The following is a 24017-nucleotide window of genomic DNA, read 5'->3' as shown; positions in this document are numbered from 1 at the left end:
AGAGCAGATCCCGAAGCGGGAATCGCACTTCCATGCGGCCAAAATTGTCAACACGGCTTCTTGCCAACTAAAATAAGAATATAAAAGCATTATTGTTGTAACAGCCATGACTCAAGCAAATCGATCGCCCTCTACAACGACCCTAGAAACACTTGTCAGTCCAGAAATTAAAGCCCTTTGGCAAAAAGCAGCGGAACTTGAAGGCCAAACATTGACTGATTTTGTCATTGCCAGCGTTCAAGAGGCAGCTTGCAAAGTAATTTCGCAGCATCAAACCCTGAAACTAAATCTTGAAGATAGCGAGGCTTTTGTTGATGCACTGCTAAACCCTCCCGAACCGAATGATACCCTAAAAGCAGCCGCTTTACGCTATCAGCAAATAATGCGCGATCGCCCCTAATTCAGAAACCGGGTTTCTTATTTAAACCTCGATATTGTGGCAACAGCAACGGAGAACCCGGTTTCTTGATTTCCTGGTTACTTAATCCAATCGACGTTCTTTAATTTATTGATAAATTTCTCTAGCGCTTTTATTGCCAAACAGTCGATCTTTAACCTCTAAGTAATCTACCTCTTGAGACATGGTTTCTCGGAAGAAGAAGGCAGCTTTAGCAATGCCTAATCCCTCAACAATTGCTTTCATGCCTTCGACTCTCACCGATTTCATCTTCGGCACCACTAACTTTTCTCTCATATCAACCTCCTGTTAAATTTCCCGATCAAATAATATTCTCCGCTTCTCTTAACGTATTCAAATCAGCTTGAAAATCTTCGATGTCATAGTTAATGCACAAACCCCGACGGGATAATTGACGTTGAAATTCAATTAAAGGGATACCAGCAAGGCGACAGGCTTGACCCATGCTAATTTTATGTTGATGGTAAAGGACAATGGCAATTTCTAACTTAATGTCATCGGCTGACATTTGGGCTGATTGAATAATTTCATCGGGAATAACAATATTCATACTTCTTTAAGTGTATTTCTTGAATTATAGGATGATTTGTGTTTGGTGAGTTACGGCGCTATTATAATTTCCTCGTTAGAACTGAGAATTATTTGAGCGACTAACACACCCTACCAATATTGTTCGTGACCCCTTGTTGGATTCAAATCAATTAGCCAGATATCCCCTCGTGATGGTTTTGATAAATTCATGGTTCTAAACCATCAGCTAAAGTGACATCCCAGGCTTCTCTTTCTTCGATTTCTCCTGCCCACGCTTCTGGATTATTGCGTAAAGCAGTGTAAGCTTGATTAGCTTCTTACAAAAATTTCTGTTTTCGGTATTGGTCGATCGCCTTATCCAGAATTTGCGGGATTGATTCCCCAGAACGGGCAGCTATTTCTTGCAGCATTTTATAAGATGTGTTGCCTATTTCGACTGTACAAAGTTCCATTGAATTCTCTGTTGTTTTTCAAATTATAAAATGATTTTCTTGATTATATCACAAATTATGAAACCGGTTTTCTTGGTTAAATCTCGGCTATGTTGCATAAATTATCCCGGAAACCAGGTTTCTTGGTGGGTTGCCTGGGAACGCAGAAACCGGGTTTCTTTGTTCAATCTCGGCTATGTCGCAAAAGCAACGGAGAACCCGGTTTCTTGATGTTTACAAAATTGTTAAATAGGTTTCCGTGGGACTAATCGGCAACGGCTTCAATACTTGACGATTTAAGTCAACTTCTAACCCCAAAGATTCTAAAGGAATTACCCCCAAAAGCGGGTCATGTCCTCCCGGTAACTCCAAACACTCAAAAGTTCCTTCCCGGTCAAACATGGATATTTTTGCATCTTGGAAAATGCGGGCTTTACCAATCCCCATTGCCGTAGCTACATCGACTTCTTTGAGGATTTTTAAGCCTAATTGCGCGATCGCCTCTGGGGGTAAACATAAAGTCGTTGCCCCGGTATCAACTAAGACATTTTCCAAGGTCAGCGATCGCACTTCTGCCGGTGAAATTGTCCCATCTTCGGCGCGAATTTGGTCAGCGCGATTAATAATTGTCAGCGTTGTAAAAACTTTACCCATATCCTGCTGATTTGTTGGTTTCATAATCTCCTCCTGAAATAGTCGGAGTAATCTTTTATATTTAGTCTATCATTTATTTGGATAAGCTAGGAAAAATTTAACATTTATTTATCTATAAAGTTTACGCTAAACTGTTAAAATAATAGCGAATTAATTAAAAAAATCAACCGAAGCGAATATGATTATGAAATCTCAGCCAATTTATCTCGACTATCACTCTACTACCCCCGTTGACCCCAGAGTCGCCAACCGAATGCTACATTACATGACCACCGCTTATGGAAATGCCAGCAGCATCGACCATAGCTATGGAGATGAAGCCGAACAAGGGATTAAAAAAGCCGCCCAACAAATCGCCCAATTAGTCAACGCTAAACCCAAAGAAATTATCTTTACCTCTGGAGCGACCGAAAGCATTAACCTAGCCATACAAGGGCATATTTTATCCGTAAATTACCAACAATCTAAACTCCCAATTATCGCCGTTTCTCCGGTTGAACATAAAGCGGTTTTAGATACTTGTCAGGCATTAGCTAAAAAAGGAGTATCGGAAATTATTTATCTGTCAATTGACCAAAAAGGCAGATTAGATTTAGGCGAAATTGAACAAATCTGTCGCAGCGGTATTTCTCTAATCTGCGTCATGGCCGCCAATAATGAAATCGGCAATATTTACCCCATATTAGAGATTGGAAAAATTGCCCAAACTTATAATATCCCTTTTCTCTGTGATGCCTCCCAAGCTGTCGGAAAAATCCCGATTAATTTTTCCGCCTCTAATATCACTTATCTGGCCATCTCTGCCCATAAATTATATGGCCCCAAAGGTTCTGGGGCTTTAATCGTCAGAAAAGGAACGCACCTAGAACCGATAATTTTTGGTGGCGGACATCAAAAAGGAATGCGATCGGGAACCCTGAATGTTCCCGGAATAGTCGGGTTAGGAGAAGCTTGTCAATTGCGACAGTTAGAAATGGCCAAAGATGAGGCAAAAATTGCTCATTTGCGCGATCGCCTGCAAAGCTTATTACAAGAAAAAATTCCTGGTTTAGTCATTAATGGCGATCGCGCCTCTCGACTAGCTGGTAATCTGCATATATCTATCCCTGGAATTCCCAACCATGCGATTATTGCCAGAGTCCGCCATCAATTAGCCATTTCCACTGGCGCCGCTTGTTCCTCTGGGGTAGAAACTCCTTCCCATGTTTTAACCGCATTAGGTTTACCTTCAGAAGCGATCGAAGGTTCCCTGAGAATTGGACTGGGAAAATTTACCACTGAATCCGATATTATTCAAGGGGCAGAACTTATCAGCAATGCCGTTGAACAAATCGAGATCATAAACCGAGTTTCTTAATTAAATCTTGGTTTAGTGGTTGGTGGTTGGTCGATCGTAGATACCGGGTTGCTTTAAGAAAGCCGGTATCTGCCAGATATAGGCAATAATCAAACTAACTCAATAAAATATTACAAATATCGATGATTTCAGACAGTTGGCTTGAACTTGGCTTGAGTCGATATTCTTGACTATCAATCCAAGATCGCAGTGGCTAATTTGTATTGGTATTTAAAATCTAAACATAAGGAATTATAAGTTTGAGAGATGATTTAGGGCTGGAGTTTCCCTCTGAATTAATATAGGAATGCTATATTGTCCCTTGTGGCAATTTTATTGACTAATCGAGTTGAAATGTTTTTCTTTCTCTCAAAATTTCTACCCCTATTTTTCTATCCCCTAGGTTTAGCTTGCCTGCTGCTGGTCATTACCCTGGTTTTGTTTTGGCGGCGTCCTCGGTGGGTTCCCTATTTGCTGGGCGTGACTTTCATCGTCCTCATTTTAGGGGGCAATGGTTGGCTGTCCAGCGCCTTATTACGATCGCTGGAATTTCGGCATTTACCCCCAAATCCCATCCCACAAGCGGATGTGATCGTGGTTTTAGGGGGGGCAACCCGTCCTCATCTTGCCCCTCGTCCTTGGGTCGAAGTTAATGAAGCCGGCGATCGCCCCTTGTATGGGGCCAAACTCTACAAAGAAGGGAAAGCCCCTTTTTTATTGTTCTCTGGGGGTCGGGTGACTTGGCGGGGTGGCGTTGAAGGGTCAGAAGCAGCCGATATGACCGAATTAGCGATCGCAATGGGAGTGCCAAAATCCGCCATTATCCAAGAAGACTCTTCCCTGAACACCTATCAAAATGCGGTAAAAATCAAGCAAATTTTGCAGCAGTACAATCTGAAAACCGTGTTACTGGTGACATCCGCCACTCATATGCCGCGATCGTATTTAATCTTCAAAAAACAAGGCATCGACACCATCCCCGTTCCCACCGACTTTGTATTTATTGACAACCCATTAGCATCTGAGGGTGAGACCTGGGAGGCAACTGTGCTTAATCTGATGCCAGATGCGGAAAACCTCGTCATCACCACAAGAGTCTTAAAAGAATACCTGGGAATGTTCATTTATTTTCTGCGGGGTTGGCTGTAATCTTTTGCCGCGATCGCCTATTCCCTATCCGCTATTTCTGACTCGTTTTCTCCTCGCCTCCAGCTTGCTGACTCATCCCACGGACGGTTTTCCGGTGGAACAGGGGGGAAAACCGTCCCAGCTTGAATCTCTGAGGATTCATAGGTGTGGTAAGCACATAGAAAAAAGTAGGGTTTTCTGGATTTTCAAACTCTAAAATATTCGGCAATATAGAAACTGTAAAGAGCAAAACGCCAACCCAAAAGACCGAATCAAAACTTATTTTAAATCAAAAAAGCTCGGAGGCCCAACCATGATGAGATTAATGACTTTTCCTTTGAATGAACTGGATAAAATTTATCGTCAAATCGAGCAAACTTTAGATGACTCTTATAATGCCCCTGGACCGATTCCCGTTCGTCCTCTAGTCGAATTGGCAGAAACCGCCGATAGTTTGCTACTCCGAGCGATGCTGCCGGGAATTGACCGAGCCAAATTAAATATTGAAGTCACTAGAGAAGCGGTGTTAATTTCGGGAACTTATCTAGACAAACCCGAAACCGACAAATCCCAATTTTTCCGGTCTGAATTTCCTAGAGGGGCTGAGTTCCGCCGAATGGTTTCTCTGCCATTTGCTGTAGCCAATACCGCAGTAAAAGCCAATTATGAAGAAGGGATTTTGACTCTAACTTTACCAAAAGCCCCAGAAGTGATTAACAAAGTGGTGAAAGTTTCTGTCCTGGATTCCGATCAACCGGGTGCGGAAATTACCCCTAGAGGTGCTGAAGCCCAAGAACCAACGGATTCCGAAGCGTTGGATAATCCCTGGGAATCTTAGACCTAAGCTTGGTTACGCTGCCTGGTCATGGCGATAAAAGTGCAATTTTTAGGGGAATTATGATTGCTATGTAGAGATAACCCTTTCCACAGAACTGTGGAAAGGATTTTTTTTCTTTATAGCAATTTTCTATTGAATAAACCACAAATACTTGTAGGGGCGAAGCATTCTGGCAGATATTTCTTGCCTAAAATATTAATGTACGGGCGAAGCATTCCGGCAGATAGTTTATTGCTTAAAATATTGTAGGGGCGATTCGCGAATCGCCCCTACACCCTACACCCTACACCCTACACCCTACACCCTACACCCTACACCCTACACCCTACACCCTACACCCTACACCCTACACCCTACACCCTACACCCTACACCCTACACCCTACACCCTACTGATACTTTGCCATGCTAATTTAGCGGCGCCGACAATACCCGCTTGGTTTCCTAATTGGGCTGGTAATAGTTGCAAACCGAGGCGACATTCTGGTAAAACCCGGCGTTCGATTTCCGCCCAAGTTGACGGTAAAAAATATTTGGCACTGGCACTAATACCCCCACTGATCGCGATCGCCTCTGGGCCAAGAACATAGATCAAATTGGCCAAACCTGCCCCTAAATAATGTCCGTAAGTTTCCCAAAACTCTAAAGCTTGGCGGTTGCCTGCTTCTGCCATGTGACCGAGTTTTTCCGGTTCCAGTCCCGTTTGGTGGCGAATAGCCGAAATACCGACATATTGTTCCAAAGAACCGCGATTTCCACTATTACATTCTGGGCCATAAAGATTGATGGTGATTAAGCCCAATTCACCAGCCGTACCCATTGGGCCGGTAAACAGTTGACCATCCAGAATCACTGCCCCACCGACCCCCGTGCCCAAAGTTAGGAGGATGAAATTCCGAAATCCTTGCCCTGCCCCTAACCAAGCTTCTCCCATTCCCGCGCAGTTAGCGTCATTGGCTAAAACCACAGGTTTATGAGTGTGTTTTTCCAGCAAATCAGCCAAGGGGACATTGTGCCAACCGGCTAGGTTGATAGCAACTTTGGCAATGCGTTTGCTGGCATCCACCGGGCCTGGAGTCCCCAGCCCAATGCCTAGACTTTCTCCTTGGGGGTCAATTTTGCTCACTGCTTGGGCGATCGCTGTTACAACCGCTTCCGGGGTGGAAGGTTGGGGGGTTGGCACAGATAATGAGGCCAGACAATTCCCTTCAGCCGTAAATTTTCCCAGTTTAATCGCTGTTCCCCCAAGATCAATCCCTAAAACTGTCTGCTTGGGGTCTTTTACTTCGGTTGCTGTGATATCTGTGGCCATAATTTTTTCCTGCAATTTTGAAATGTTGCATCAATGTTAAATCACTGTTGAATCATGGACTCTTCGATGAATCCGAAGATGATTATCACTGAATGACGCCGAGATAGTAAAGCCACATATCATCATTAGAATATAAATCACTTTCGCTGGTCAGTTCTAAGCCGGTTTTCCAGGAATAGATTTTAATGTCCCTAAAATTGGGGGTGATTTGCTGTACCTGTTCTTGGGGGCGGATATAATAAGTCTGCAAGCGAAAATTGTGGGATTCATCTCTGAGGATGGCATAGCCAGAAGATTTTAGGTGATCCCAGGTAATGCCCGGATTGCATAACCGCAAAAACCCCCACATAACTAAGTTGACATAAGTTTTGATCGGGTTAAAACTCAGGTGTTTTTGCCAATTAAATTCCGGTGCCATTGCTTGAAGATTATGGCTAGAAAAATAAAAATATCCTCCGGGCTTACCGACGCGGCGAATTTGCTCAAATACCTGGAGGCGATCGCCGTGAGAAATATAGTCAATGCCATTAAAGCTAAATAAAATAAAATCAAAATAATTTTCGGGAAATTGACTTAAATTTCTGGCGTCACAAACTTCTAATTGGATGGTCTGAGAATAGGCCGAAAATCTTTTCTGACAAGCGGCAATCATTTGCGGCGAATAGTCGATGCCGATATATTCCCCGACCAGAGGAGCAAAGTGTTGAGTGGTGCGTCCTCCTCCTACCCCCATATCGAGCATTTTCATCTGCGATAGTCGCGGTTTCAGCCACTTCAGAATGGTGGTTTCGGCGGGTTGTAATTGTTTCAACTGGGCATAATGTTGGACAACTCCCGGAGTTGAATAGGTTTTATGATTATTTTGGTCAATCATGGGCAAGTGCTTGGGCAAGTTCTTGGACAAGTTGGTTCTCCACTTGGTTCTCCACGGGGCTTTTTTTAGCTTAACATCCTGGAGTCAAAGATTTAGAAATGTGGATTTGCTGTTTAGGAGTAGCGGTTAGAGGGCGATCGCTCATAACTATTGCCGATATTACCGACTACTGCCGATGCCGACTATTGCCGATGCCGACTATTGCCGACAAAAAAAAGCTAAGAAAACTTGATGAGTTTCCTTAGCCGTTGCTTAAAAATAACCAGAGTTTAAATCAGGTTTTCACCGAGAATCAGTTCACTACTCACGATGTCAAAATCAATGAAATCACCCCAATGCTTAAGGATAAGTCTAGGCCAATGATTTCAGTACCCTAGCCGAATTGATCCAAGCGGCAAATTCCCGATAGTTTTATTATGGCAAATTAATCAATCAACCGGCCAATAGTCTATTGCCAATATCCAATTTATCCAAAAAGCTATTCAAAAAGTTAGTCAAAAAGCCATGAGTTTTTTGGCGGAAAGGCAATCAAAAGCAATCAGGGGTGAGGATGGGCTGTTCCCCAGGGCGCGAACCGCGAATTTTCTCTCTGCTTGGGCTTCGGCTTTTATCGCTTATGCCTGATTTTTGGCAAAAAAAAAGCTAGAGGAAATCTGGCAGGTTTCCCTAGCTTTGGTTCAATAATCAACCAGAGGCAAACTTTATTTTTTTACCAAAAAAATTAATTTTTCATTATTATTTCGGCTTGTTTGAGTTGGGCAAATGACCCCCATGGTCTGTACAGACCGTTGACCAAACAACTGGTCTTAAAAGATGAGATAAGTGATTGCGCGGATTGTTTTCTGACTCATAGCTTAATTATTACAGATACACTGTGATGAATTCAAGTGGGCTATTGCATAGACCCATTTTTTCTGAGGAATTGAGAAGTCTTCTGAGATCAGCCCGTTGGGGTGAGACGTTAATCAATCGGTTTAAATGGCGATCCTGAGAAGTCTGACGCACAAAAATAGACACACGGCAAGCATAAGCACCCAGGGTCAATTTGAGTTAGTGCTCTTGCTGCTGCTAGGTCTTGTGTGCCCTGCCAGACCCTATGGGATGGGGGTGAGTTCTCTGATTTCCAGTTGTTCCTCAATGGTGGCTAATAATTTACGCAGACGCACGGGTTTACTTAAATAAGCATTTGCACCTAATTTTGAGGCGCGATCGCGCTCTTCCCATTCAGAACAACAAGATAAGAAGACAAAAGGAATTTTGGCGGTACTCCGGTGTTCGCGCAGAGTTTTTAACACCTGATAGCCCTCTAAATTTGGCAGTTTCAGGTCACAGATAATCAAGTCTGGCTCAAATTGTTGAGCTAATTTGATTCCCAGAAACTCGTCATCAGCCGTCTTAATTTTAAATTCAAAGCCTAAAAAATCCGTTAAGCAGGACAGAAACAGCCGATCGCGATCGATAATTAAAATTTTTTTCATGGGTGGTTTTTTTCAACAAATTGGCTAATTTTTCTAAAAAAAATGCCCCTTATTACCTGAACCAAAGAAGATAATGCTGAATATTTCAAAGCTCAATAAATTTATTTTTAATTTATTTAAAAATAAATTTATCTAAACCTTTGATTATTTATTATCGCCCAAAAAAACTGGAGATTAAGAGGTCTATTGCAATTATCCACTTTTGCCGGATTGACTGGTGCCTGACTGAAAGTTTTTATTAAATAAATTTAAATCGATAAATTTTCCTGAAAATTTTCATTTTCCGGGATTTATCGCGACTTTACTATAGCTTAACATAATTTGATATTGCCTGTGACCTGATTATCTCAGAATGTTTTTCCCCAGGGTCTGACTAGATTCAGCTTGTATAATTTTCTGAGGATATCCCGCAAATCCGGTAATGGGAAAAATTCAGATCGGGTTGGCGCGATTCCCTAGGGGATAGCTTCGCTTCATGCCCTCGTGGGAATACCAATCGGAACACCCAGGCATACACCTCTTCATATACATTACCCACCATCATAAAAATCGCAAACATGAAAATTCTTTGGGCACTTGTCGCAGTTCTTTCGTTCGCCCCGGCTGCCTGGGCGGATCCCCCTCCGGGATCGGGACGGCGTTTGACTGAATATGGCGACAACTTTGAAGAACCGGGGTGGACTTATAACTACAACAATCCCAAATTGCATAACCAATATTATGACCCAGGGTCAGGGTGGACAAATATTATTCCCGCAGGCAACCCACCCCTGGGAGTTTCGGCGAATGGCAGATGGCAAGAGGGGACAGTCCGGGGACATCCCGATATGGTGGAACAGGTGAACACACCGAGAAGGGGACTCCGTGGTAGCAATTTTGCTTTGCGGTTACAGACGCGGAATTCTGGGGCTCCTGGACGAACTGAAGGCACCTTACAGCAAGATGATTTGCTTCACGTTGCCAACGGCAGAACTGGCGCCAATACGCCAGTGGGTAAAGGATTGAGTGTCGTGACCCGGATTTATTTACCGCCCCTGAAAGATTGGGAAAAGCGCCAGGGGTATCATATCGGGTTTCGCGTCGGGGCAAGTGGTCATAAACCGGGGGAAAAGCCGGGGTCTGTGGACTACTGGCCCGGTATTTGGTTGTGGTTGAATCAAGATCAGAATGGCAATAACGATCATTTCCGCATCGTTGTGCGTTCTGATAACGAAGGTCAAGATGTGATGGCCACGGAAACACAATATACTCGCACCGGATGGTGGACTATCGGGATGTCTTTTAATGCCGATGGTTCAATTAGTTATTATGCTAGACCGGGAGTTGGTGATTTAAGAAGGAGTGATTTGTTGGTGTTTCGCCAGGGTTCTCGGAGTCGGGCGGCTACTTATACCCCTTACAACTTGTTGTTTAACGACCTGGATTATCTATTCTTTTCTCTGGCGAATATCGATGGCCAATGGTCAACGGAATTTATTATTGATGATATCGCGGTTTATGCTGTTGAATAATTTATCGCCATGTTGATATCGTTATGTTGATTCCGTCGTAGGGTGGGCAATGCCCACCCTACAGTTGTTAAATTAATCGGGAGTTTTATGCAAATCTTGGATTATGTGATTGTCATCGCCTATTTATTGGCGATTGTGGCGTTGGGATTGTTTTTCCAACGCAAAGCTTCACAAGGTATCGAATCTTATTTTTTGGGCGATCGCAATTTACCGTGGTGGGCTTTGGGGGCTTCGGGTATGGCTTCCAGTATCGATCTATCGGGAACAATGGTGATTGTTGCCTTGATTTACGCCTTGGGAACGAAAGGATTTTTTATTGAAATTCGGGGTGGCATTGTCCTGGTGATGGCATTTTTTATGATTTTTATGGGCAAGTGGAATCGGCGATCGCAAATGATGACCCTAGCGGAATGGATGCAGTTGCGGTTTGGTTCGGGAAAAGAAGGAAATTTTGCCCGTTTAATCAGTGCAGTAGCTAATCTAGTGATCTCGATTTGGATTATTAGTTACTTTGCCGTAGGTGGGGGTAAATTTTTTGGTCTATTATTGGGAATTGATGACCGTTTTGCCGCAATTTTTATGATCTTCGTATCGATGCTATACACTGCTGTTAGCGGTTTTTACGGAGTAATTTGGACTGATGTTGTGCAAGGGGGATTGATTTTTGCGGCGATTATTTATATCTGCACAGTGGCTTTACAAACAGTGACGTTACCCGCTGAATTTGCTATTTCTGTACCCTTAGCCCATGATAAATTTCAACAAATTACCACTACCTTGACGGATTGGAGTAATATTTTCCCCCCAATGGAACTCAGCTTACCAGGTCAATATTCCAGTTATAATTTGTTCGGTGTCACCATCTTTTTCTATCTGTTGAAAACCTCTCTGGAAGGGGTTAGCGGGGTGGGTGGCTATATGAGTCAACGGTATTTTGCCGCGAAGAGCGATCGCGAAGCAGGTTTACTTTCCCTATTCTGGATTTTCTTGCTTTCATTTCGTTGGCCTTTGGTCACGGCTTTTGCCATTTTAGGCATTCATTATGGCATAACCAACGAAGTGATTGCCGATCCAGAATTGGTTTTGCCCAAGGTAATTGAAGTTTATGCACCCGTGGGGATGAAAGGGTTATTGGTCGCGGCTTTGATGGCCGCAGCGATGTCTACTTTTAGCTCAATCATTAATGCGAGTGCTGGTTATTGGTTGAAGGATATTTATCAACGATTAATTAAGCCCGATGCCTCTAAAAATGAACTGATATTTCAAAGTCAATTGGCCTCAGTTGTCGTTGTATTCCTAGGCTTGCTGTTTAGTTTTCCCGTGGTGAATATTAATGATATTTGGGGCTGGCTGACCCTAGCATTTGCTTCAGGTTTGTTTATGCCTTTGCTACTACGTTGGTACTGGTGGCGGTTTAATGGCTACGGCTTTGCTGTAGGAACTTTAGCTGGTATGATTGGGGCGATCGCCATCAAATTAAGCGGCGTACAATTACCAGAATCACTCAACTTTCTGATTCCCTGTTCTATTTCTTTATTAGGCTGTATTCTCGGCACCTTGTTGACCCCTCCTACTGACCATGATGTCTTGGATAATTTCTATAAAATTACCCGACCTTTTGGATTTTGGCATCCCATCAGAAAAAATCTCCCAGACAACATTCAAGCCAAAATTAACCGCGAAAATCAGCGAGATATTTTAGCCACATTGATTGCGGTTCCTTGGCAGTTAGTTTTATTTATGACTGGCATGATGTTCGTGACCAAACAGTGGGAACAGTTCGGAATTTTACTCCTGGCATTAATTTTGCTCTCCATTGGTTTATATTTCACTTGGTTTCGCCACTTATCTAGTGAGGTAAAAGTAGATTTAGTGGATTCAGGGGAATAAAAATCCAATCATCCCACGGGTTAAAACTCCTGGGATGATTTAATTCTGCCATTAATTCTGCCATCGCTCAAACTTATTGATACAATAAGATTAAGTAGGGTGGGCATTGCCCACCAACTCTCCTAAACCTGATATAATTCTCAGACGAACTATTATGGTGATTAGGTAATCAGAATTATGGCTTTAACGGCTGGCACAATTGCTCCTGATTTTACGGTTAAAGATACCAACGGCAACACCGTGAAACTCTCTGACTTTAAGGGCAAAACTGTGGTGCTTTACTTCTACCCCAAAGATGACACCCCTGGTTGCACCAAAGAAGCCCAAAGCTTCCGAGATTCTTATGATGAATATAAAGGAAAAGATATGGTTGTGCTGGGGGTCAGCATGGATGATGAAGCCTCCCACAAAGCCTTTACGGAAAAATATGGTTTGCCATTTCAATTATTAGCGGATGTGGATGGGGCAATCACCAAAGCTTACGATGTAGATGGTGGAGGTTATGCCAAACGAGTCACCTATATTATTGATAGCGAAGGGAAAATTTCCCAAGTGATTGATAAAGTAAATACCGCCACTCATGCCCAAGATATTTTGGCAGAAGTTGGTTAATTTTATCCTTTGAATTTAACCACAGAGACACAAAGAACACAGAGATAATTTTATTTACTTTGTGTCCTTTGTGTCTTTGTGGTTAATCATCTGTGCTTAATAATTAAAAAAAGGATTAATTAATGCCCCATTCTTGATAGGGATGTTCGGCTAAATAGGCATTAAAATAACGCCGATCGCTCGTCACTTCTGCCCCGATCCAATCAGGAATGGTGATTTCTTGATCTTCAGAGTTTAGCTCGACTTCTGCTAAGATTAACCCTTGATTGTTGCCATGAAATTCGTCTACTTCCCAGATTAATTCTCCCAGGGATATTTTATATCGCGTTTTTTCAATTACCGGCTGGTTGCAGAGAGTTTCGATCATTTCTTGGGCATCTTTTATCGGGATGGGATATTCAAATTCTGGCCTTGCCCCACCCATTTTTCCTGGGCCTTTGATGGTTAGATAACCGCGATCGCCCACAATTCTAACTCTGACGGTTTTACCTGCTTCGTTGGCAATATATCCTTGGGCATACAATTCACCGGAACCGAGCGATCGCCACTCATCACTTTTAACTAAAAATTTGCGTTCAATTTCTATGGCCATATTCAATTAGATTTAAGGTGAAATTATCAAAGTAAAATTATCAATCAATCCCTAAAATCGGGGCAATATGGGGTGGGCAATCCCCAAGCTTCTGAATGGGTCATTCTTCTAGTTAATGAATTTGCTCAAAAAATCGCCCCGATCGCAACATCGTCAATGGTGATTAACGGTGATTAATGGTGATTAATGACTAGCTAAAAAAGCTTCCACTTCTGCCCGGGTTGGTTGGGCGGCGATCGCTCCTGGTTTCAGCGTCGTCATTGCTCCAACTGCCGTTGCAAATTGCACCATAAGTTTAACTTTTTCCGCATCTTGGAAACTGCTAATTCCATGCTGGCAAATTTGCTGCACAATTCCCGCAACAAAACCATCCCCAGCCCCAGTGGTATCGCTCGCATTCACATCAAAAGCGGGCAGGATTCCTTCATTTTCCCCCAAGCAATAAGCACAGCCTTTATTCCCATCAGTCACTAACACCCCTTCGATTCCATCTAAACGATAAGTAATCGCCCCCGGATCGGTGGTATTAAATAACCATTCCGCTTCTTCTACGGTGACTTTCAAAAAATCAATTCTTTTGAGCAATTCAGCAATCAATGCGGGGGACTCTTCGGGATTCGGCCAAAACACATCCCGTCGATTCACATCCAATAACACTTTGACATCATAAATATCCGCTAGTTTCAAAGCCCGATTAATGGCTTCACGGCTGTGGGGATAGGCCATTTCTAAAGTACCTAAGACCAGAAATTCAGCGTGTTCAAACAACTCCACCGACAAATCCTTGGCGCTGAGATAGGTATCCGCAAATTCGTCAGGGGCGGCATCCTTAAATCCGGCAAAGGTGCGATCGCTCCTCGTTGCGGATGCAATATCGCCTTCTGCCGATCGCAGCACATAAACTTGGCGAGTGGGTGCTGTCTCATGGCGTTGAATGCCTCGACAATCAACTCCCTCCTTTGCCAACAGTTGCACCAGAGACTCCCCTGGTTCATCTTTGCCCACACAACCGACAAATCCGGCAGAAACACCCAATTTCACCAAAGCACAAGCCACATTTGCCGGGGCTCCACCGGGATAAGGTGTCCAAGACTTCACTGTTTCAAGGGGTTGACCCGCTTGATCCGCCAACAAATCAAACAAAACTTCACCGAGACATAGAACACGGGGATAGTTCATGGCGATACTCCTGCATTGCAATACAGATTAAAGGTAACAGGTCATCGAGGAAAAGTTATTTGTTGGTTGTTGGTTGTTGGTTGTTGGTTGTTGGTTGTTTGTTGGTTGTTGATTGTTGATTGTTCTCTCCTCTGCCCCTGTACTCCTCGGTCGGTGAGCGAAGCCTGTCCTGAGCGCAGCCGAAGGGCCGAACCGCCGCTCCCCCGCTAATTACTTCGCCTCTTGCAAACCAATGGCAATGCGTTCGCCAAATTCTGGATCGATGTTGGCTAAACTTAAAAGCTGTAGATACTCTTGCCTAGATAAGCCCGCTTGCTGGATAATTTCCTCAGCTTGGGTTTCAATTTCTTTCTCCAGACCCTGAGATGCTACTCCAGTCTCCGCAGCGAGGAGTTCTCCTTGGCGCCGGTCAATTAACTCTAAGACTTGTAAATAGGCTTGGATAAATTGGCTGACTTTTTCCGAGGGGATGCTGTTGATATCAAAAATCGGGGGACTGATTTCTGATTCCGTGACCACGGTTTGAGGCGGCTGGTTGATGGGGGATAACTCCTGAGCAAGGCAAACGGAAGCGGGCAACCAGAATAGGGCAGATAAAATTAAGCCCAGAGTTAAGCCCAGAATTCTTCTGAGTGCTTGTCTCCAAGATAAAGTGAAAGGATGATTAGGCAAGTGCGATCGCATCATCATTAAGTTTTGTGCCGTCTCTGTGATGGGAGCCACCGATTTAGCTGGAGTCATGGAAAATGCCACCAGATTGTCAGGGCTTTACTTTATATTGTGCCGATATTGTGCCGATATTGTGCCGATATTTTGCCCGTTGGTGCGATCGTTTCACCGCAAATTTAGGAAATTCAACACCAGCCTTGCGGATACTAGGGTATAAATATTAAAATCTAAGCAGATATACAGATATAGAAAATGCTTATGCTTGACGGGGATTCTCAAAACAGTGCAACCCTTTCTGACCGCGAATTACAAGTGATTGAACAGGTCGCGGCTGGTTTAACTAACCAAGAAATTGCCGATCGCCTGGAAATCAGCAAACGAACCGTAGACAACCATATTAGTAACATTCTGAACAAAACCAAAACCAGCAACCGCGTGGCTTTGGTGCGGTGGGCCATGCAAAGTGGCAAAGTTTGCATTGATGATGTGAACTGCTGCGTGCTGCCACAACCGGATCTCAGTGATTCTACTGAGAATATGGCCGAGGAGTCAGACACCCTGACAACTCAAACCGCAGCTACAGAAGTCAGCCCAATGGATTCGTGAGTAAAATTCTCTGAATAAAAGTCAAATTTGACCTAGATGAGTGAGATGACCAATCAAACTGTCGGACAAAATCGTTTACAGTATCAAATTCCCCGACTGCCTTTGGCGGTTTATCGGGAAGTTTTAGCCCATATCCGTCAAGTGGTTGGGGTGCAAGCGGGTTTGATGCCGCAAACTTCCCCACAGTTTGATTATTCCCAAAGCCAGGTGGGGGGTTTGTGGATTTCTTATCCTCCAGAGATTTCGGCAGCAGACCGCCAACGGGTTGAGCAAATTTTGCAGTATTATGGCGATCGCTTTGGAGATTGGCAGGTTTGTTAATAGTTGATCGTTGATGGTTGATCGTTGATGGTTGATCGTTGATGGTTGATGGTTGATGGTTGATCGAGGGAAATGCTAATTGCTAATTGCTAATTATTTAGCTAAATTTGCTAAATTTAGCGAATATTTTTGGAATATTTGGCTGGCAATCTCAAGCCGATCTCTGAAATCTACCGAAGTCTTAAAAATAATAGTAAACATAAGAGTAAAAATAAGAGAATCTAACATTTGAATGGGTACGATTAAAGCTTTACGAGGAACGCGGGATATCCTGCCGGAAGAAATTGGCTATTGGCAACGAGTGGAGGCAACCGCGAGAGAAATTCTCAACCGCGCTGCTTATCGGGAAATTAGGACGCCGATTTTTGAGGAAACTGCCCTGTTTGAACGGGGTATCGGGGAAGCTACCGATATTGTGGGCAAGGAAATGTACACTTTTAGCGATCGCAAGGAGCGATCGATTACCTTGCGACCAGAGGGCACTGCTGGGGTGGTGCGTTCTTTTATTGAAAATAAATTGCATGGTCAAGGTGGGGTACAACGTCTCTGGTACACTGGGCCGATGTTTCGTTATGAACGCCCCCAAGCAGGGAGACAACGGCAATTTCACCAAATCGGTGTTGAGGCGATCGGCACCGCAGACCCCCGCGCTGATGTGGAAGTTATTGCTATTGCTACGGATATTTTGCAAGCTTTGGGGCTGAAAAATCTGCATTTAGCCTTAAATTCTGTGGGCAATTCCGAAGACCGGCAGCGTTATCGGGAAGCGTTGGTGGATTATTTGACCCCATACAAAGAAGAATTAGATCCAGACTCCCGCGATCGCCTGACTCGTAATCCTTTGCGAATTTTGGATAGTAAAGATCAGCGGACTCAGGAAATTGCCCTCAGTGCGCCGAAAATATACGAGTATCTTGGCCCGGACTCGCAAAAACATTTTGAACAAGTGCAAACCCTGCTGACTGATTTGGGGATTTCCTACGAGTTGAATCACCGTTTAGTCCGGGGTTTAGATTACTATACTCACACCGCTTTTGAGATTATTTCTGATGACCTCGGTGCTCAGGCAACGGTTTGCGGGGGCGGTCGTTATGATGGTTTGGTGCAAGAGTTGGGCGGCCCAGAAACTCCCGCAGTGGGATGGGCGATCGGTTTGGAACGCTTGATTATTTTATTGCAGCAGCTTGATGCTACCCAGACAACGGCGATCGATTTTTATGTGGTGTCTCGCGGGACCGCTGCGGAACACCAAGCCCTGAAAATCGCCCAAAAACTCCGGCAGTCCGGCTTTTCCGTGGAGTTAGACCTGAGTGGTAGTGCTTTTGGCAAGCAGTTTAAACGGGCCGATCGCAGTGGGGCGGCAGTTTGCCTCATTTTAGGCGACGAAGAGGCGGCTAATGGCACGGTTCAGGTGAAATGGTTGAAAACTGGCCAACAAGAGGCGATCGGGCAAACAGAGTTATTCAGCCAATCATTAAATATTAGAAACCGGGTTTCTTCGGCTGCTTTATAGAAAACACACCTCTGTAGGGGCGAAGCATTCGGGCAGTTAATTCTGGGTTATCACGGTAAAGATAATTACCCGAATGCTTCGCCCTTACGCGGCATTTAATCCTGGGTTTTCACGGTAAAAATAATTACCCGAATGCTTCGCCCTACAGCGGTTTTCAGATTACTGAACCACGGTAGGGCGAAGCATTCCGGTATCAGGCTAATCTTTTCAGCAATAATTTGTTTGCCGGAATGCTTCGCCCCTACAGAAATGGCGGGGGCGACTACGAGGCGATCGCCCCTACAATTACCACAACCCCGGAAAGAATTGCTATATAATAGTTAAAAACATGGATGAAAAGCTATGACCATTGTCATATCTAATGAAGTTTTGCAGAACGTAGAAATGTCTGAAGAGCAACTGCTGCAAGAAATTGCCATTATGCTGTTTCAACAAGAGCGATTTACCCTAGCTCAAGCCAGTCGGTTTGCCCAAATGAATCAGCTTGAATTTCAAAAGTTACTTGCGAGTCGTCAAATTCCTCTACACTACGATATTGCTGAGTTAAGAGAGGATTTCAAAAGTTTAACAGAAAATAATTGGCGATGATTATTGTTAGCGATACTTCCCCTATTAGTAATCTAGCAGCGATCGGACAGTTGCATCTTTTGCAACAGCTTTATGGTACGGTGATGATTCCAGTGGCGGTTTATCAAGAAATTCTCAACTCTGGAGCCACAGATCCCGCTACTTTAGCCGTAAAAAATCTTGATTGGATTCAAGTGAAATCAGTTAGCAATTTGTCATGGCTAAAAACTTTCCAATCTAACCTAGATCCAGGTGAAGCGGAAGCGATTGTTCTGGCAATGGAGTTGAATGCAGATCGACTGATTGTGGATGAACGCAGAGGTAGACAAAAAGCGATTCAGTCTGGAATTAAGGTGATTGGTTTATTGGGGATTTTGCTGGCAAGTAAAAAACAGGGATTAATTGCAGAGGTAAAGCCATTATTAGATGCTTTAATCGTGCATGGATTTTGGATTCGTAATGAGCTTTATGCAGAATTACTCAAATTATCAGAGGAATGCGATCGCGACTGATTTAGAAATCGGGTTTCTTATTCTCTCGTTTCTCTCGTTCTCTCGTTCCCAGGCTCTGCCTGGGAATGCCCTTCTAGAGGCTCTGCCTCGCGAACAAACCGTTGAATCTAATTACTCAGTAAACGCTTTTACTAACTCTGCTTCATCCCATCCCGTTTGTTCCATTACTTTGTCTAGGACGTTGGCTAATTCATCTTTTAGACACGGATTCTAAATCATTCATCGGATAAAAATAACCAATTACTTTGCCATCGTGAAAAACCGCGATTCGCGCAGCGATCCGCGCTTTGCGGAAGCGCTTCTTTTTGACTGTGTAATATAGCTTCGGTCAGTTGGTTAAGTTCTCCATTTCAGTCTTTAACTCGTAAACTCAAGCTGACCTTTTTCTATCAGTTTCCATTGATTCGACCCGAATTTGCTAACTTTAGCGGGTTTAATCAGGGTAAATTTGCTGAATCCACGCGTGTATTTCTGACAGTTAAATAATAATTCCATCGTGTTATATTCTGTTTCCTTGCCTATTTTGGATTTTTTGGGAAATAATACCACAATAGAAGAATCTCTATGTAAAGATACAACTACATAGCGAGCATCATCGGCCTCTTTTGTTCCCAGAATAGGGGTGACACCATTGTTACGGGCTTCGCTAAAATTTGAACACTTAACGTAAACAACAGAATATTCAGATTTTTTAAAGAATTCTTCTGAGGATTCGTTAAATGTTTTAACACATTCTATAACCTCCGGTGCTATAACCTCCGATGAACGTTTATAATTGTCAGCCGGTGGCGGATTAGGGTTTGTTTCTTGAACCCGGTTATATCCTTCTGGTTCGTCTTGTTCTTCCTCCTCTGCCTTGTCTATATTATTCAGGTCAGTCACTTCTGTATGGCGATCATCTTCTTCATTATTCAAGTTATTTTCATCTGGTTGAGATTGATCGGCCAAACTATTAAGCTTTTCATCCCTATCTCTTTGTGAATCTTCGTCATTTAATGTTTCACCAGGCGAGTCAGTTAAATCCTTTTCCTTGTCCCGATCATACTGCTGAGTTGGTTGTACATCGTCGGGTAAACTGTTTTCATTTTGATTAGAGGAATTTTGGTTATGATCTGAGCCTGGCTGTAATTTCGCCATTATTTGAGATGGCAGATCCCTCAACAGAGATAGCAGATCCTTTTGCTCTGGTTGCAATTTCTTCATTATGTCAGATACCCGAGTCTCTAACTGAGACGGCAAAGTCTCTACAGTTTCTAAAGCTTTTTGCAATTCCTCAATTTTAGGCAACAGGTCATCTAACTGAATTGACAATTCTTTAGACTTTTCATCTGGCTTTTTGTTTAGAAACTCAGAAATTTTATCAGCCAATTTTTTTTGTTGGCTGGTCAGTTCTTGCTCTCGCTGACTCAGCCCTTCAATTTTTTTATTTACATCTGAAATAGTTGAGGACAATAATTCTTTAATATCCTTTAAATTTTGTAGTGGTTCGCGCATCTGCGAAATCTCATCGATTGAAGTTTTCCAGGAATCTCTCTCCTCTTTAGTGATTACGCTACTCTGAAAGCTATTGTTTGATTCAGCTAAGTTTTTAAATTCATCTTTTAGTGAATTGATTGATTTATTTATTTCACTTAATTCACTCGTTTTATTCTCAGAATCAACATCTGGGGTTTTCTTGACTTCTGCTAACTTCGACTTATCCAATTGTTTCATCAGCAATATCAATAGCAATCCCAGAGAAATGGTACTACATATAAAAGTAGAAAATACCAGATAAACAAAATCATATTGTGCTGGCTTACGATTATTTTCCTCTAATTTTTTGAGTACCGTTTCTATAGAATCCAGTCGTGGTATTATGTTGGAATCGTTGGGTAATTGATCGCTGGCAGACGATTTACTCTCAGTGCTTGTTGCACCTGTTGTCCCCAGAGACAAAGCATTCAGTTTTGCTTCGATACGCTCGAAACTTTGGTTGAGTTTTTCTATAACATTATCGTCTGGCTTAACATCAGGATCTATAGACTTAACAGTTTTGTTAACCGTTTCTAATAAACTTTTAATTTCCGCAAGTTTAGCTTTAGATTGATTTTTCGGAATGTTTTTTTTTAAAAAAATCATTAAATTTTGTGTCAAATATTGTTAAATTTTTTGTGAAATTATCATAGGCAAAATCATCAAAATTTATTGTTTTTTGCACATTCTTAAGTTGCTCTTTTAATTCATCTAAATCAGATCCGATAGTGGGTTCTTTTCCCACAATTTCGTTAGCTGTAGGTGTTGCTGTAGTATCAGGATTCTTTTGTGTGGGCTTGCTGCCGGTATATCCGCAGCCACCCAGCAGACTTAATAGAAAGACTGCTAATAAAACATTGCTGAATTTTCCTTTTCTGATTTGTCTCATTAGTCTTTTCCCGCCAAACAACATAACAGACATTTTAATCCCAAAATAAACGGAGGCTCTCCAGTGCTGATATAGTCGCGTTCTCCATGAATGTCTTCCAGAGCAATTTTTACTTTTCTTTTGATTTTTGGCAAGATTTTTTTACGCTGATATTCTCCCAGAGGCGGGATAATTTCTTTCATTTTCAATTGCTCTACAGAATTGTCAAAAGCTGTCAGAAAAGCCTCAAGATTAGTTAGCTCTGACACCTCAAATTTATTAACTATCTTCGGGAAGCTAATTCGTTGGTTAGCCTCCACAGTGATGATTTCATTTGCTTTACCAGTTACTTTACATTGTTCCCCGGCAAATACCTTATTTTCATCTTCTGCATTCATGCCTGTCAGTTGTGTGTGCTGCTGATCTGCCACCAAGCCACAAGCGACTTCTGCTTTAGGTTGCTTGCTCAGACGAGTCTCTGTCTCTTGTTGAATATCATCAATACCGGCTCCTGCACTGAGCATTCGACTTAACAATTTATTGATATCGGAATTTTGGGTAAATTTACCTCCAGAATCAAGCCAGTGTAAGAGTCGAGAACCGTTGCCACCAATCAGAACAGGAGTAATTTTTAGACTAGCAATCTTCTTTTCTTCAAATAAACCTTTGAGGATAATACCCAGATAGTAGTACAGACCAGCAATCCCGATCGCGGCTCCCTGAATAATTTCCCCAAATTCCGTTATCGATTTGTTGCCGTCAGTGTTGATTGGCTCCGTCTTTCGTTTATCTTTCAGCCATTGCTCACTCTTTCGCCGTAGCGCAGTATCTACCTTGGCAGAGAATTTTTCCTCACCTTTGGCTTCTTCATCAGAAATTTTTACTTCTGATTGGTCGTCGTTAGCCTTATCAGCATTCTTAGGATAATACTTGATAACTTCTTCGAGAAACTTAGGCTTGATAAATTGGGAGAACAAGAGTCTCCCCCCTAACTTAATCGAACATTGATGAATGATACTATTTTTTTGCCAAATGGAGATATCCGCAGTGCCACCACCCAGGTCAATGCAAGTAGTATAACCTAACGATTGCTTTTCCGCAGACTCAAAGTAGTGAGCCAGAGCGATACTTTCAGAGCGGTAATACCTGCCTTTTTGTTTCGGCAAGCAGTGATGAGTCATCCCCGTTTTTTGACCTAACTCATTAATAATGTTTGCCCATGTTGCTTCATATATTCTTTTATAATTGTTGGAAAAAGCGGTAGGATAGGAAATCGTCCACTCGATTTTCCTAACACCATTTTTAGCCGCTTCTGCCGCAATCACTAAAGCCAAATGTTTTAAAAATAGCTCCTTGTAGGGGATATCACCAGTCCGCCATTTGAGTTCGGTCTCAATATGCTCTTGAGTCGAATCGAAATTTGAAATATCTTCAGGAATATAGATTCGTCCATCAAAAATAGGAATGGTGTTACCTCGATGTCCCTCGGTGGTGAGCACCGTCGCCAAAGGAAAATCTTCTTCTTTTGGCGAGCTAAAATATCTATAAAGTGCTGCCGCTCGCCCATTGTCATCAGTGTTGGTTACTTTAAGCAACAAAGGATCCCAAGTTAGTGGCTGGGCTAGTCCCCGATCTGGTTGATAGTAAACATGGGTGAACGAAGTGCCAAAATCCACTCCGACTCTCCAAGTTTTGTTTGGATCTAGAGAATTAAATTCTTCAGGCTTTGTTAGCAAAATCACTCCCACTGCTGCCGATTGATGACCTTTCTGGCAAATCATGTAGGAAGGAAATTTTGTCAACCGAGTGATTTGGAAATCGACCAATTTCTCCGGGTGGGCTTGGGAAAACACTTGGGGAAATACCACCTGAAACCTTGTTTTAATTTTATGATCTAAATCTCCTGATCGGTCATCATAGTAGAAAGCATAGTATTCAGACCATTGAGCAGGTTTATCAGGTTTATCAGATTTATCAGATTTATCAGATTTAGACTTCACGTCAAATTCAAAATTTGGCCAGAGTTCCAAAAAAGGGATGGCTTCTGTTTCTATGGCATTTTCTTTGCGATCGCATATTGTTTAGTCACCTTATATGTTCCCCCAGAGAGAGGAAGCTTAATTGTGACGCTAACTCCAGACCGCGAATCAATGACAACTGGTTGCAACTCCAGAATTTCGTTCAACTCTGTAGCGCTAAAATAATTCAGCAGTTTGGGATTAATCGGTAATAACGGAGTTAAGTTCTTCTCATTATTCTTCTTATTATTATCTACGTTATTATCTACGTTATCATCTACGTTATTATCTACTATGTAGGTTAGCTGTTCCGTTCCCTGGGGCAACTGTGCTCCCGGAAGTTGACTGTCTCCTTTAAGAAAATAGAACTCTGCTAAAAATAAGTCGGCTTCGGTCAAGTATTCTCCTTTATAATTGCGGAGAAACTCATCTCGATTAAATGCTTGCAAACTAACTTTATAAATCCAAATATCTTTGGCATTTTGATCGGACCATTGTCTAGCTAACTTCTTTGGATCTGGGATAAATAAAACTTGTGCGCCAGCCACTTGGCTCCCAAGCTTAAGCTGAACGCTGGAAGGTCTTGATGGCGGTACGATCGGTCTGTCCAGAGCTTTTTGCTCGGGTGCATCTCAGTTAGGCAAT

Annotated in this window: 28 protein-coding genes; 14 read left to right on the top strand and 14 right to left on the bottom strand. The window is 42.8% G+C overall.

Annotation, left to right across the window (positions count from 1 at the left end; all coding sequences use genetic code 11):
* The first annotated feature begins 106 nt into the window (after positions 1–106).
* Positions 107–400: a DUF1778 domain-containing protein gene (locus tag AM228_RS24625; protein WP_054469582.1), complete on the top strand. Its 294-nt coding sequence runs from the start codon at positions 107–109 to the stop codon at positions 398–400.
* Between the two features lie 105 nt (positions 401–505).
* Here the strand turns inward: AM228_RS24625 and AM228_RS24620 are convergent, their stop codons facing one another.
* From AM228_RS24620 to AM228_RS24610, 4 genes are all read right to left on the bottom strand, one after another.
* Positions 506–694: a hypothetical protein gene (locus AM228_RS24620; RefSeq protein ID WP_054469581.1), complete on the bottom strand. Its 189-nt coding sequence runs from the start codon at positions 692–694 to the stop codon at positions 506–508.
* Positions 695–719: 25 nt separating this feature from the next.
* Complete coding sequence (locus tag AM228_RS24615; protein ID WP_054469580.1) at positions 720–968, bottom strand: UPF0175 family protein; 249 nt, start codon at positions 966–968, stop codon at positions 720–722.
* 298 nt (positions 969–1266) lie between these two features.
* Positions 1267–1401, bottom strand: coding sequence for a hypothetical protein (locus tag AM228_RS36420; protein ID WP_255353262.1), 135 nt, complete (start codon positions 1399–1401; stop codon positions 1267–1269).
* Between the two features lie 213 nt (positions 1402–1614).
* Positions 1615–2058, bottom strand: a complete 444-nt coding sequence (locus tag AM228_RS24610; RefSeq protein ID WP_190880354.1) for a retroviral-like aspartic protease family protein — start codon at positions 2056–2058, stop codon at positions 1615–1617.
* A 160-nt stretch (positions 2059–2218) separates the two neighbouring features.
* Here AM228_RS24610 and AM228_RS24605 point away from each other — a divergent pair, with 160 nt between their 5' ends.
* From AM228_RS24605 to AM228_RS24595, 3 genes are all read left to right on the top strand, one after another.
* A complete protein-coding gene (locus AM228_RS24605) occupies positions 2219–3391 on the top strand; it encodes a cysteine desulfurase family protein (RefSeq protein WP_054469593.1) in 1173 nt (390 codons plus the stop codon).
* 315 nt (positions 3392–3706) lie between these two features.
* Complete coding sequence (locus AM228_RS24600) at positions 3707–4519, top strand: YdcF family protein (protein ID WP_313890689.1); 813 nt, start codon at positions 3707–3709, stop codon at positions 4517–4519.
* Between the two features lie 292 nt (positions 4520–4811).
* On the top strand, positions 4812–5336 hold the full coding sequence (locus AM228_RS24595) for an Hsp20/alpha crystallin family protein (RefSeq protein ID WP_082349058.1): 525 nt from the start codon (positions 4812–4814) through the stop codon (positions 5334–5336).
* Positions 5337–5717: 381 nt separating this feature from the next.
* Here AM228_RS24595 and AM228_RS24590 read toward each other — a convergent pair whose 3' ends face one another.
* Positions 5718–6647 (bottom strand): ROK family protein, encoded by a 930-nt coding sequence (locus AM228_RS24590; RefSeq protein WP_054469577.1) that lies wholly within the window; start codon positions 6645–6647, stop codon positions 5718–5720.
* Positions 6648–6732: 85 nt separating this feature from the next.
* Entirely contained in the window at positions 6733–7551 is an 819-nt protein-coding gene (locus AM228_RS24585) for a class I SAM-dependent methyltransferase (RefSeq protein ID WP_231636933.1), read from the bottom strand.
* Positions 7552–7619: 68 nt separating this feature from the next.
* On the opposite strand from AM228_RS24585, the gene AM228_RS33470 reads away from it, so the two are divergent.
* Positions 7620–7766: a hypothetical protein gene (locus AM228_RS33470; protein ID WP_156332030.1), complete on the top strand. Its 147-nt coding sequence runs from the start codon at positions 7620–7622 to the stop codon at positions 7764–7766.
* A gap of 849 nt (positions 7767–8615) precedes the next feature.
* On the opposite strand, the gene AM228_RS24580 is transcribed toward AM228_RS33470, so the two are convergent.
* Positions 8616–8999, bottom strand: a complete 384-nt coding sequence (locus AM228_RS24580) for a response regulator transcription factor (protein WP_054469575.1) — start codon at positions 8997–8999, stop codon at positions 8616–8618.
* Between the two features lie 557 nt (positions 9000–9556).
* On the opposite strand from AM228_RS24580, the gene AM228_RS24575 reads away from it, so the two are divergent.
* From AM228_RS24575 to AM228_RS24565, 3 genes are all read left to right on the top strand, one after another.
* Entirely contained in the window at positions 9557–10510 is a 954-nt protein-coding gene (locus AM228_RS24575; RefSeq protein WP_054469574.1) for a hypothetical protein, read from the top strand.
* Positions 10511–10597: 87 nt separating this feature from the next.
* Positions 10598–12400, top strand: coding sequence for a sodium:solute symporter (locus tag AM228_RS24570; RefSeq protein WP_054469573.1), 1803 nt, complete (start codon positions 10598–10600; stop codon positions 12398–12400).
* 177 nt (positions 12401–12577) lie between these two features.
* Positions 12578–13012, top strand: coding sequence for a peroxiredoxin (locus tag AM228_RS24565; protein WP_054469572.1), 435 nt, complete (start codon positions 12578–12580; stop codon positions 13010–13012).
* 115 nt (positions 13013–13127) lie between these two features.
* Here the strand turns inward: AM228_RS24565 and AM228_RS24560 are convergent, their stop codons facing one another.
* From AM228_RS24560 to AM228_RS24550, 3 genes are all read right to left on the bottom strand, one after another.
* Positions 13128–13604, bottom strand: coding sequence for a CYTH domain-containing protein (locus tag AM228_RS24560; protein ID WP_054469571.1), 477 nt, complete (start codon positions 13602–13604; stop codon positions 13128–13130).
* A gap of 183 nt (positions 13605–13787) precedes the next feature.
* Positions 13788–14783, bottom strand: a complete 996-nt coding sequence (locus AM228_RS24555; RefSeq protein WP_054469570.1) for a carbohydrate kinase — start codon at positions 14781–14783, stop codon at positions 13788–13790.
* Positions 14784–14993: 210 nt separating this feature from the next.
* Positions 14994–15524: a DUF4168 domain-containing protein gene (locus AM228_RS24550; protein WP_231636932.1), complete on the bottom strand. Its 531-nt coding sequence runs from the start codon at positions 15522–15524 to the stop codon at positions 14994–14996.
* A 5-nt stretch (positions 15525–15529) separates the two neighbouring features.
* On the opposite strand from AM228_RS24550, the gene AM228_RS33465 reads away from it, so the two are divergent.
* From AM228_RS33465 to AM228_RS24525, 6 genes are all read left to right on the top strand, one after another.
* Positions 15530–15676, top strand: a complete 147-nt coding sequence (locus AM228_RS33465; protein ID WP_156332029.1) for a hypothetical protein — start codon at positions 15530–15532, stop codon at positions 15674–15676.
* A 34-nt stretch (positions 15677–15710) separates the two neighbouring features.
* On the top strand, positions 15711–16058 hold the full coding sequence (locus AM228_RS24545; RefSeq protein ID WP_054469569.1) for a helix-turn-helix transcriptional regulator: 348 nt from the start codon (positions 15711–15713) through the stop codon (positions 16056–16058).
* Positions 16059–16103: 45 nt separating this feature from the next.
* Positions 16104–16379 carry a hypothetical protein gene (locus tag AM228_RS24540; RefSeq protein ID WP_054469568.1) on the top strand — a complete coding sequence of 92 codons (276 nt, stop codon included), beginning with the start codon at positions 16104–16106 and terminating at the stop codon, positions 16377–16379.
* Positions 16380–16611: 232 nt separating this feature from the next.
* Entirely contained in the window at positions 16612–17892 is a 1281-nt protein-coding gene (gene hisS, locus AM228_RS24535) for a histidine--tRNA ligase (protein WP_054469567.1), read from the top strand.
* 342 nt (positions 17893–18234) lie between these two features.
* Positions 18235–18480: a UPF0175 family protein gene (locus tag AM228_RS24530; protein WP_054469566.1), complete on the top strand. Its 246-nt coding sequence runs from the start codon at positions 18235–18237 to the stop codon at positions 18478–18480.
* Entirely contained in the window at positions 18477–18971 is a 495-nt protein-coding gene (locus tag AM228_RS24525) for a DUF3368 domain-containing protein (RefSeq protein ID WP_054469565.1), read from the top strand. Before AM228_RS24530 ends, AM228_RS24525 begins: the two co-directional genes overlap by 4 nt.
* Positions 18972–19328: 357 nt before the next feature.
* Here AM228_RS24525 and AM228_RS24520 read toward each other — a convergent pair whose 3' ends face one another.
* From AM228_RS24520 to AM228_RS24505, 4 genes are all read right to left on the bottom strand, one after another.
* Positions 19329–21107 carry a hypothetical protein gene (locus tag AM228_RS24520; RefSeq protein ID WP_156332028.1) on the bottom strand — a complete coding sequence of 593 codons (1779 nt, stop codon included), beginning with the start codon at positions 21105–21107 and terminating at the stop codon, positions 19329–19331.
* Complete coding sequence (locus tag AM228_RS24515) at positions 21052–21375, bottom strand: hypothetical protein (protein WP_054469563.1); 324 nt, start codon at positions 21373–21375, stop codon at positions 21052–21054. Before AM228_RS24515 ends, AM228_RS24520 begins: the two co-directional genes overlap by 56 nt.
* A complete protein-coding gene (locus AM228_RS24510) occupies positions 21375–23102 on the bottom strand; it encodes a hypothetical protein (protein ID WP_156332027.1) in 1728 nt (575 codons plus the stop codon). Before AM228_RS24510 ends, AM228_RS24515 begins: the two co-directional genes overlap by 1 nt.
* A 302-nt stretch (positions 23103–23404) precedes the next feature.
* A complete protein-coding gene (locus tag AM228_RS24505; RefSeq protein WP_054469561.1) occupies positions 23405–23920 on the bottom strand; it encodes a hypothetical protein in 516 nt (171 codons plus the stop codon).
* Positions 23921–24017: the final 97 nt, after the last annotated feature.

Origin of the sequence: Planktothricoides sp. SR001 (genome assembly GCF_001276715.1) — a bacterium.
Taxonomy (GTDB): domain Bacteria; phylum Cyanobacteriota; class Cyanobacteriia; order Cyanobacteriales; family Laspinemataceae; genus Planktothricoides; species Planktothricoides raciborskii.
Note: the sequence above shows the minus strand (reverse complement) of the source record. Positions and strands in the feature narration are given on the sequence as shown.

Excerpts from the sequence above, each read along its gene's own strand:
- AM228_RS24625 (WP_054469582.1), top strand. The coding sequence starts at position 107 with ATGACTCAAGCAAATCGATCGCCCTCTACAACGACCCTAGAAACACTT.
- AM228_RS24620 (WP_054469581.1), bottom strand. The coding sequence starts at position 694 with ATGAGAGAAAAGTTAGTGGTGCCGAAGATGAAATCGGTGAGAGTCGAA.
- AM228_RS24615 (WP_054469580.1), bottom strand. The coding sequence starts at position 968 with ATGAATATTGTTATTCCCGATGAAATTATTCAATCAGCCCAAATGTCA.
- AM228_RS36420 (WP_255353262.1), bottom strand. The coding sequence starts at position 1,401 with ATGGAACTTTGTACAGTCGAAATAGGCAACACATCTTATAAAATGCTG.
- AM228_RS24610 (WP_190880354.1), bottom strand. The coding sequence starts at position 2,058 with ATGAAACCAACAAATCAGCAGGATATGGGTAAAGTTTTTACAACGCTG.
- AM228_RS24605 (WP_054469593.1), top strand. The coding sequence starts at position 2,219 with ATGAAATCTCAGCCAATTTATCTCGACTATCACTCTACTACCCCCGTT.
- AM228_RS24595 (WP_082349058.1), top strand. The coding sequence starts at position 4,812 with ATGATGAGATTAATGACTTTTCCTTTGAATGAACTGGATAAAATTTAT.
- AM228_RS24590 (WP_054469577.1), bottom strand. The coding sequence starts at position 6,647 with ATGGCCACAGATATCACAGCAACCGAAGTAAAAGACCCCAAGCAGACA.
- AM228_RS33470 (WP_156332030.1), top strand. The coding sequence starts at position 7,620 with ATGTGGATTTGCTGTTTAGGAGTAGCGGTTAGAGGGCGATCGCTCATA.
- AM228_RS24580 (WP_054469575.1), bottom strand. The coding sequence starts at position 8,999 with ATGAAAAAAATTTTAATTATCGATCGCGATCGGCTGTTTCTGTCCTGC.
- AM228_RS24575 (WP_054469574.1), top strand. The coding sequence starts at position 9,557 with ATGAAAATTCTTTGGGCACTTGTCGCAGTTCTTTCGTTCGCCCCGGCT.
- AM228_RS24570 (WP_054469573.1), top strand. The coding sequence starts at position 10,598 with ATGCAAATCTTGGATTATGTGATTGTCATCGCCTATTTATTGGCGATT.
- AM228_RS24565 (WP_054469572.1), top strand. The coding sequence starts at position 12,578 with ATGGCTTTAACGGCTGGCACAATTGCTCCTGATTTTACGGTTAAAGAT.
- AM228_RS24560 (WP_054469571.1), bottom strand. The coding sequence starts at position 13,604 with ATGGCCATAGAAATTGAACGCAAATTTTTAGTTAAAAGTGATGAGTGG.
- AM228_RS24555 (WP_054469570.1), bottom strand. The coding sequence starts at position 14,783 with ATGAACTATCCCCGTGTTCTATGTCTCGGTGAAGTTTTGTTTGATTTG.
- AM228_RS24550 (WP_231636932.1), bottom strand. The coding sequence starts at position 15,524 with ATGACTCCAGCTAAATCGGTGGCTCCCATCACAGAGACGGCACAAAAC.
- AM228_RS33465 (WP_156332029.1), top strand. The coding sequence starts at position 15,530 with ATGCCACCAGATTGTCAGGGCTTTACTTTATATTGTGCCGATATTGTG.
- AM228_RS24545 (WP_054469569.1), top strand. The coding sequence starts at position 15,711 with ATGCTTGACGGGGATTCTCAAAACAGTGCAACCCTTTCTGACCGCGAA.
- AM228_RS24540 (WP_054469568.1), top strand. The coding sequence starts at position 16,104 with ATGACCAATCAAACTGTCGGACAAAATCGTTTACAGTATCAAATTCCC.
- hisS (WP_054469567.1), top strand. The coding sequence starts at position 16,612 with ATGGGTACGATTAAAGCTTTACGAGGAACGCGGGATATCCTGCCGGAA.
- AM228_RS24530 (WP_054469566.1), top strand. The coding sequence starts at position 18,235 with ATGACCATTGTCATATCTAATGAAGTTTTGCAGAACGTAGAAATGTCT.
- AM228_RS24525 (WP_054469565.1), top strand. The coding sequence starts at position 18,477 with ATGATTATTGTTAGCGATACTTCCCCTATTAGTAATCTAGCAGCGATC.
- AM228_RS24515 (WP_054469563.1), bottom strand. The coding sequence starts at position 21,375 with ATGAGACAAATCAGAAAAGGAAAATTCAGCAATGTTTTATTAGCAGTC.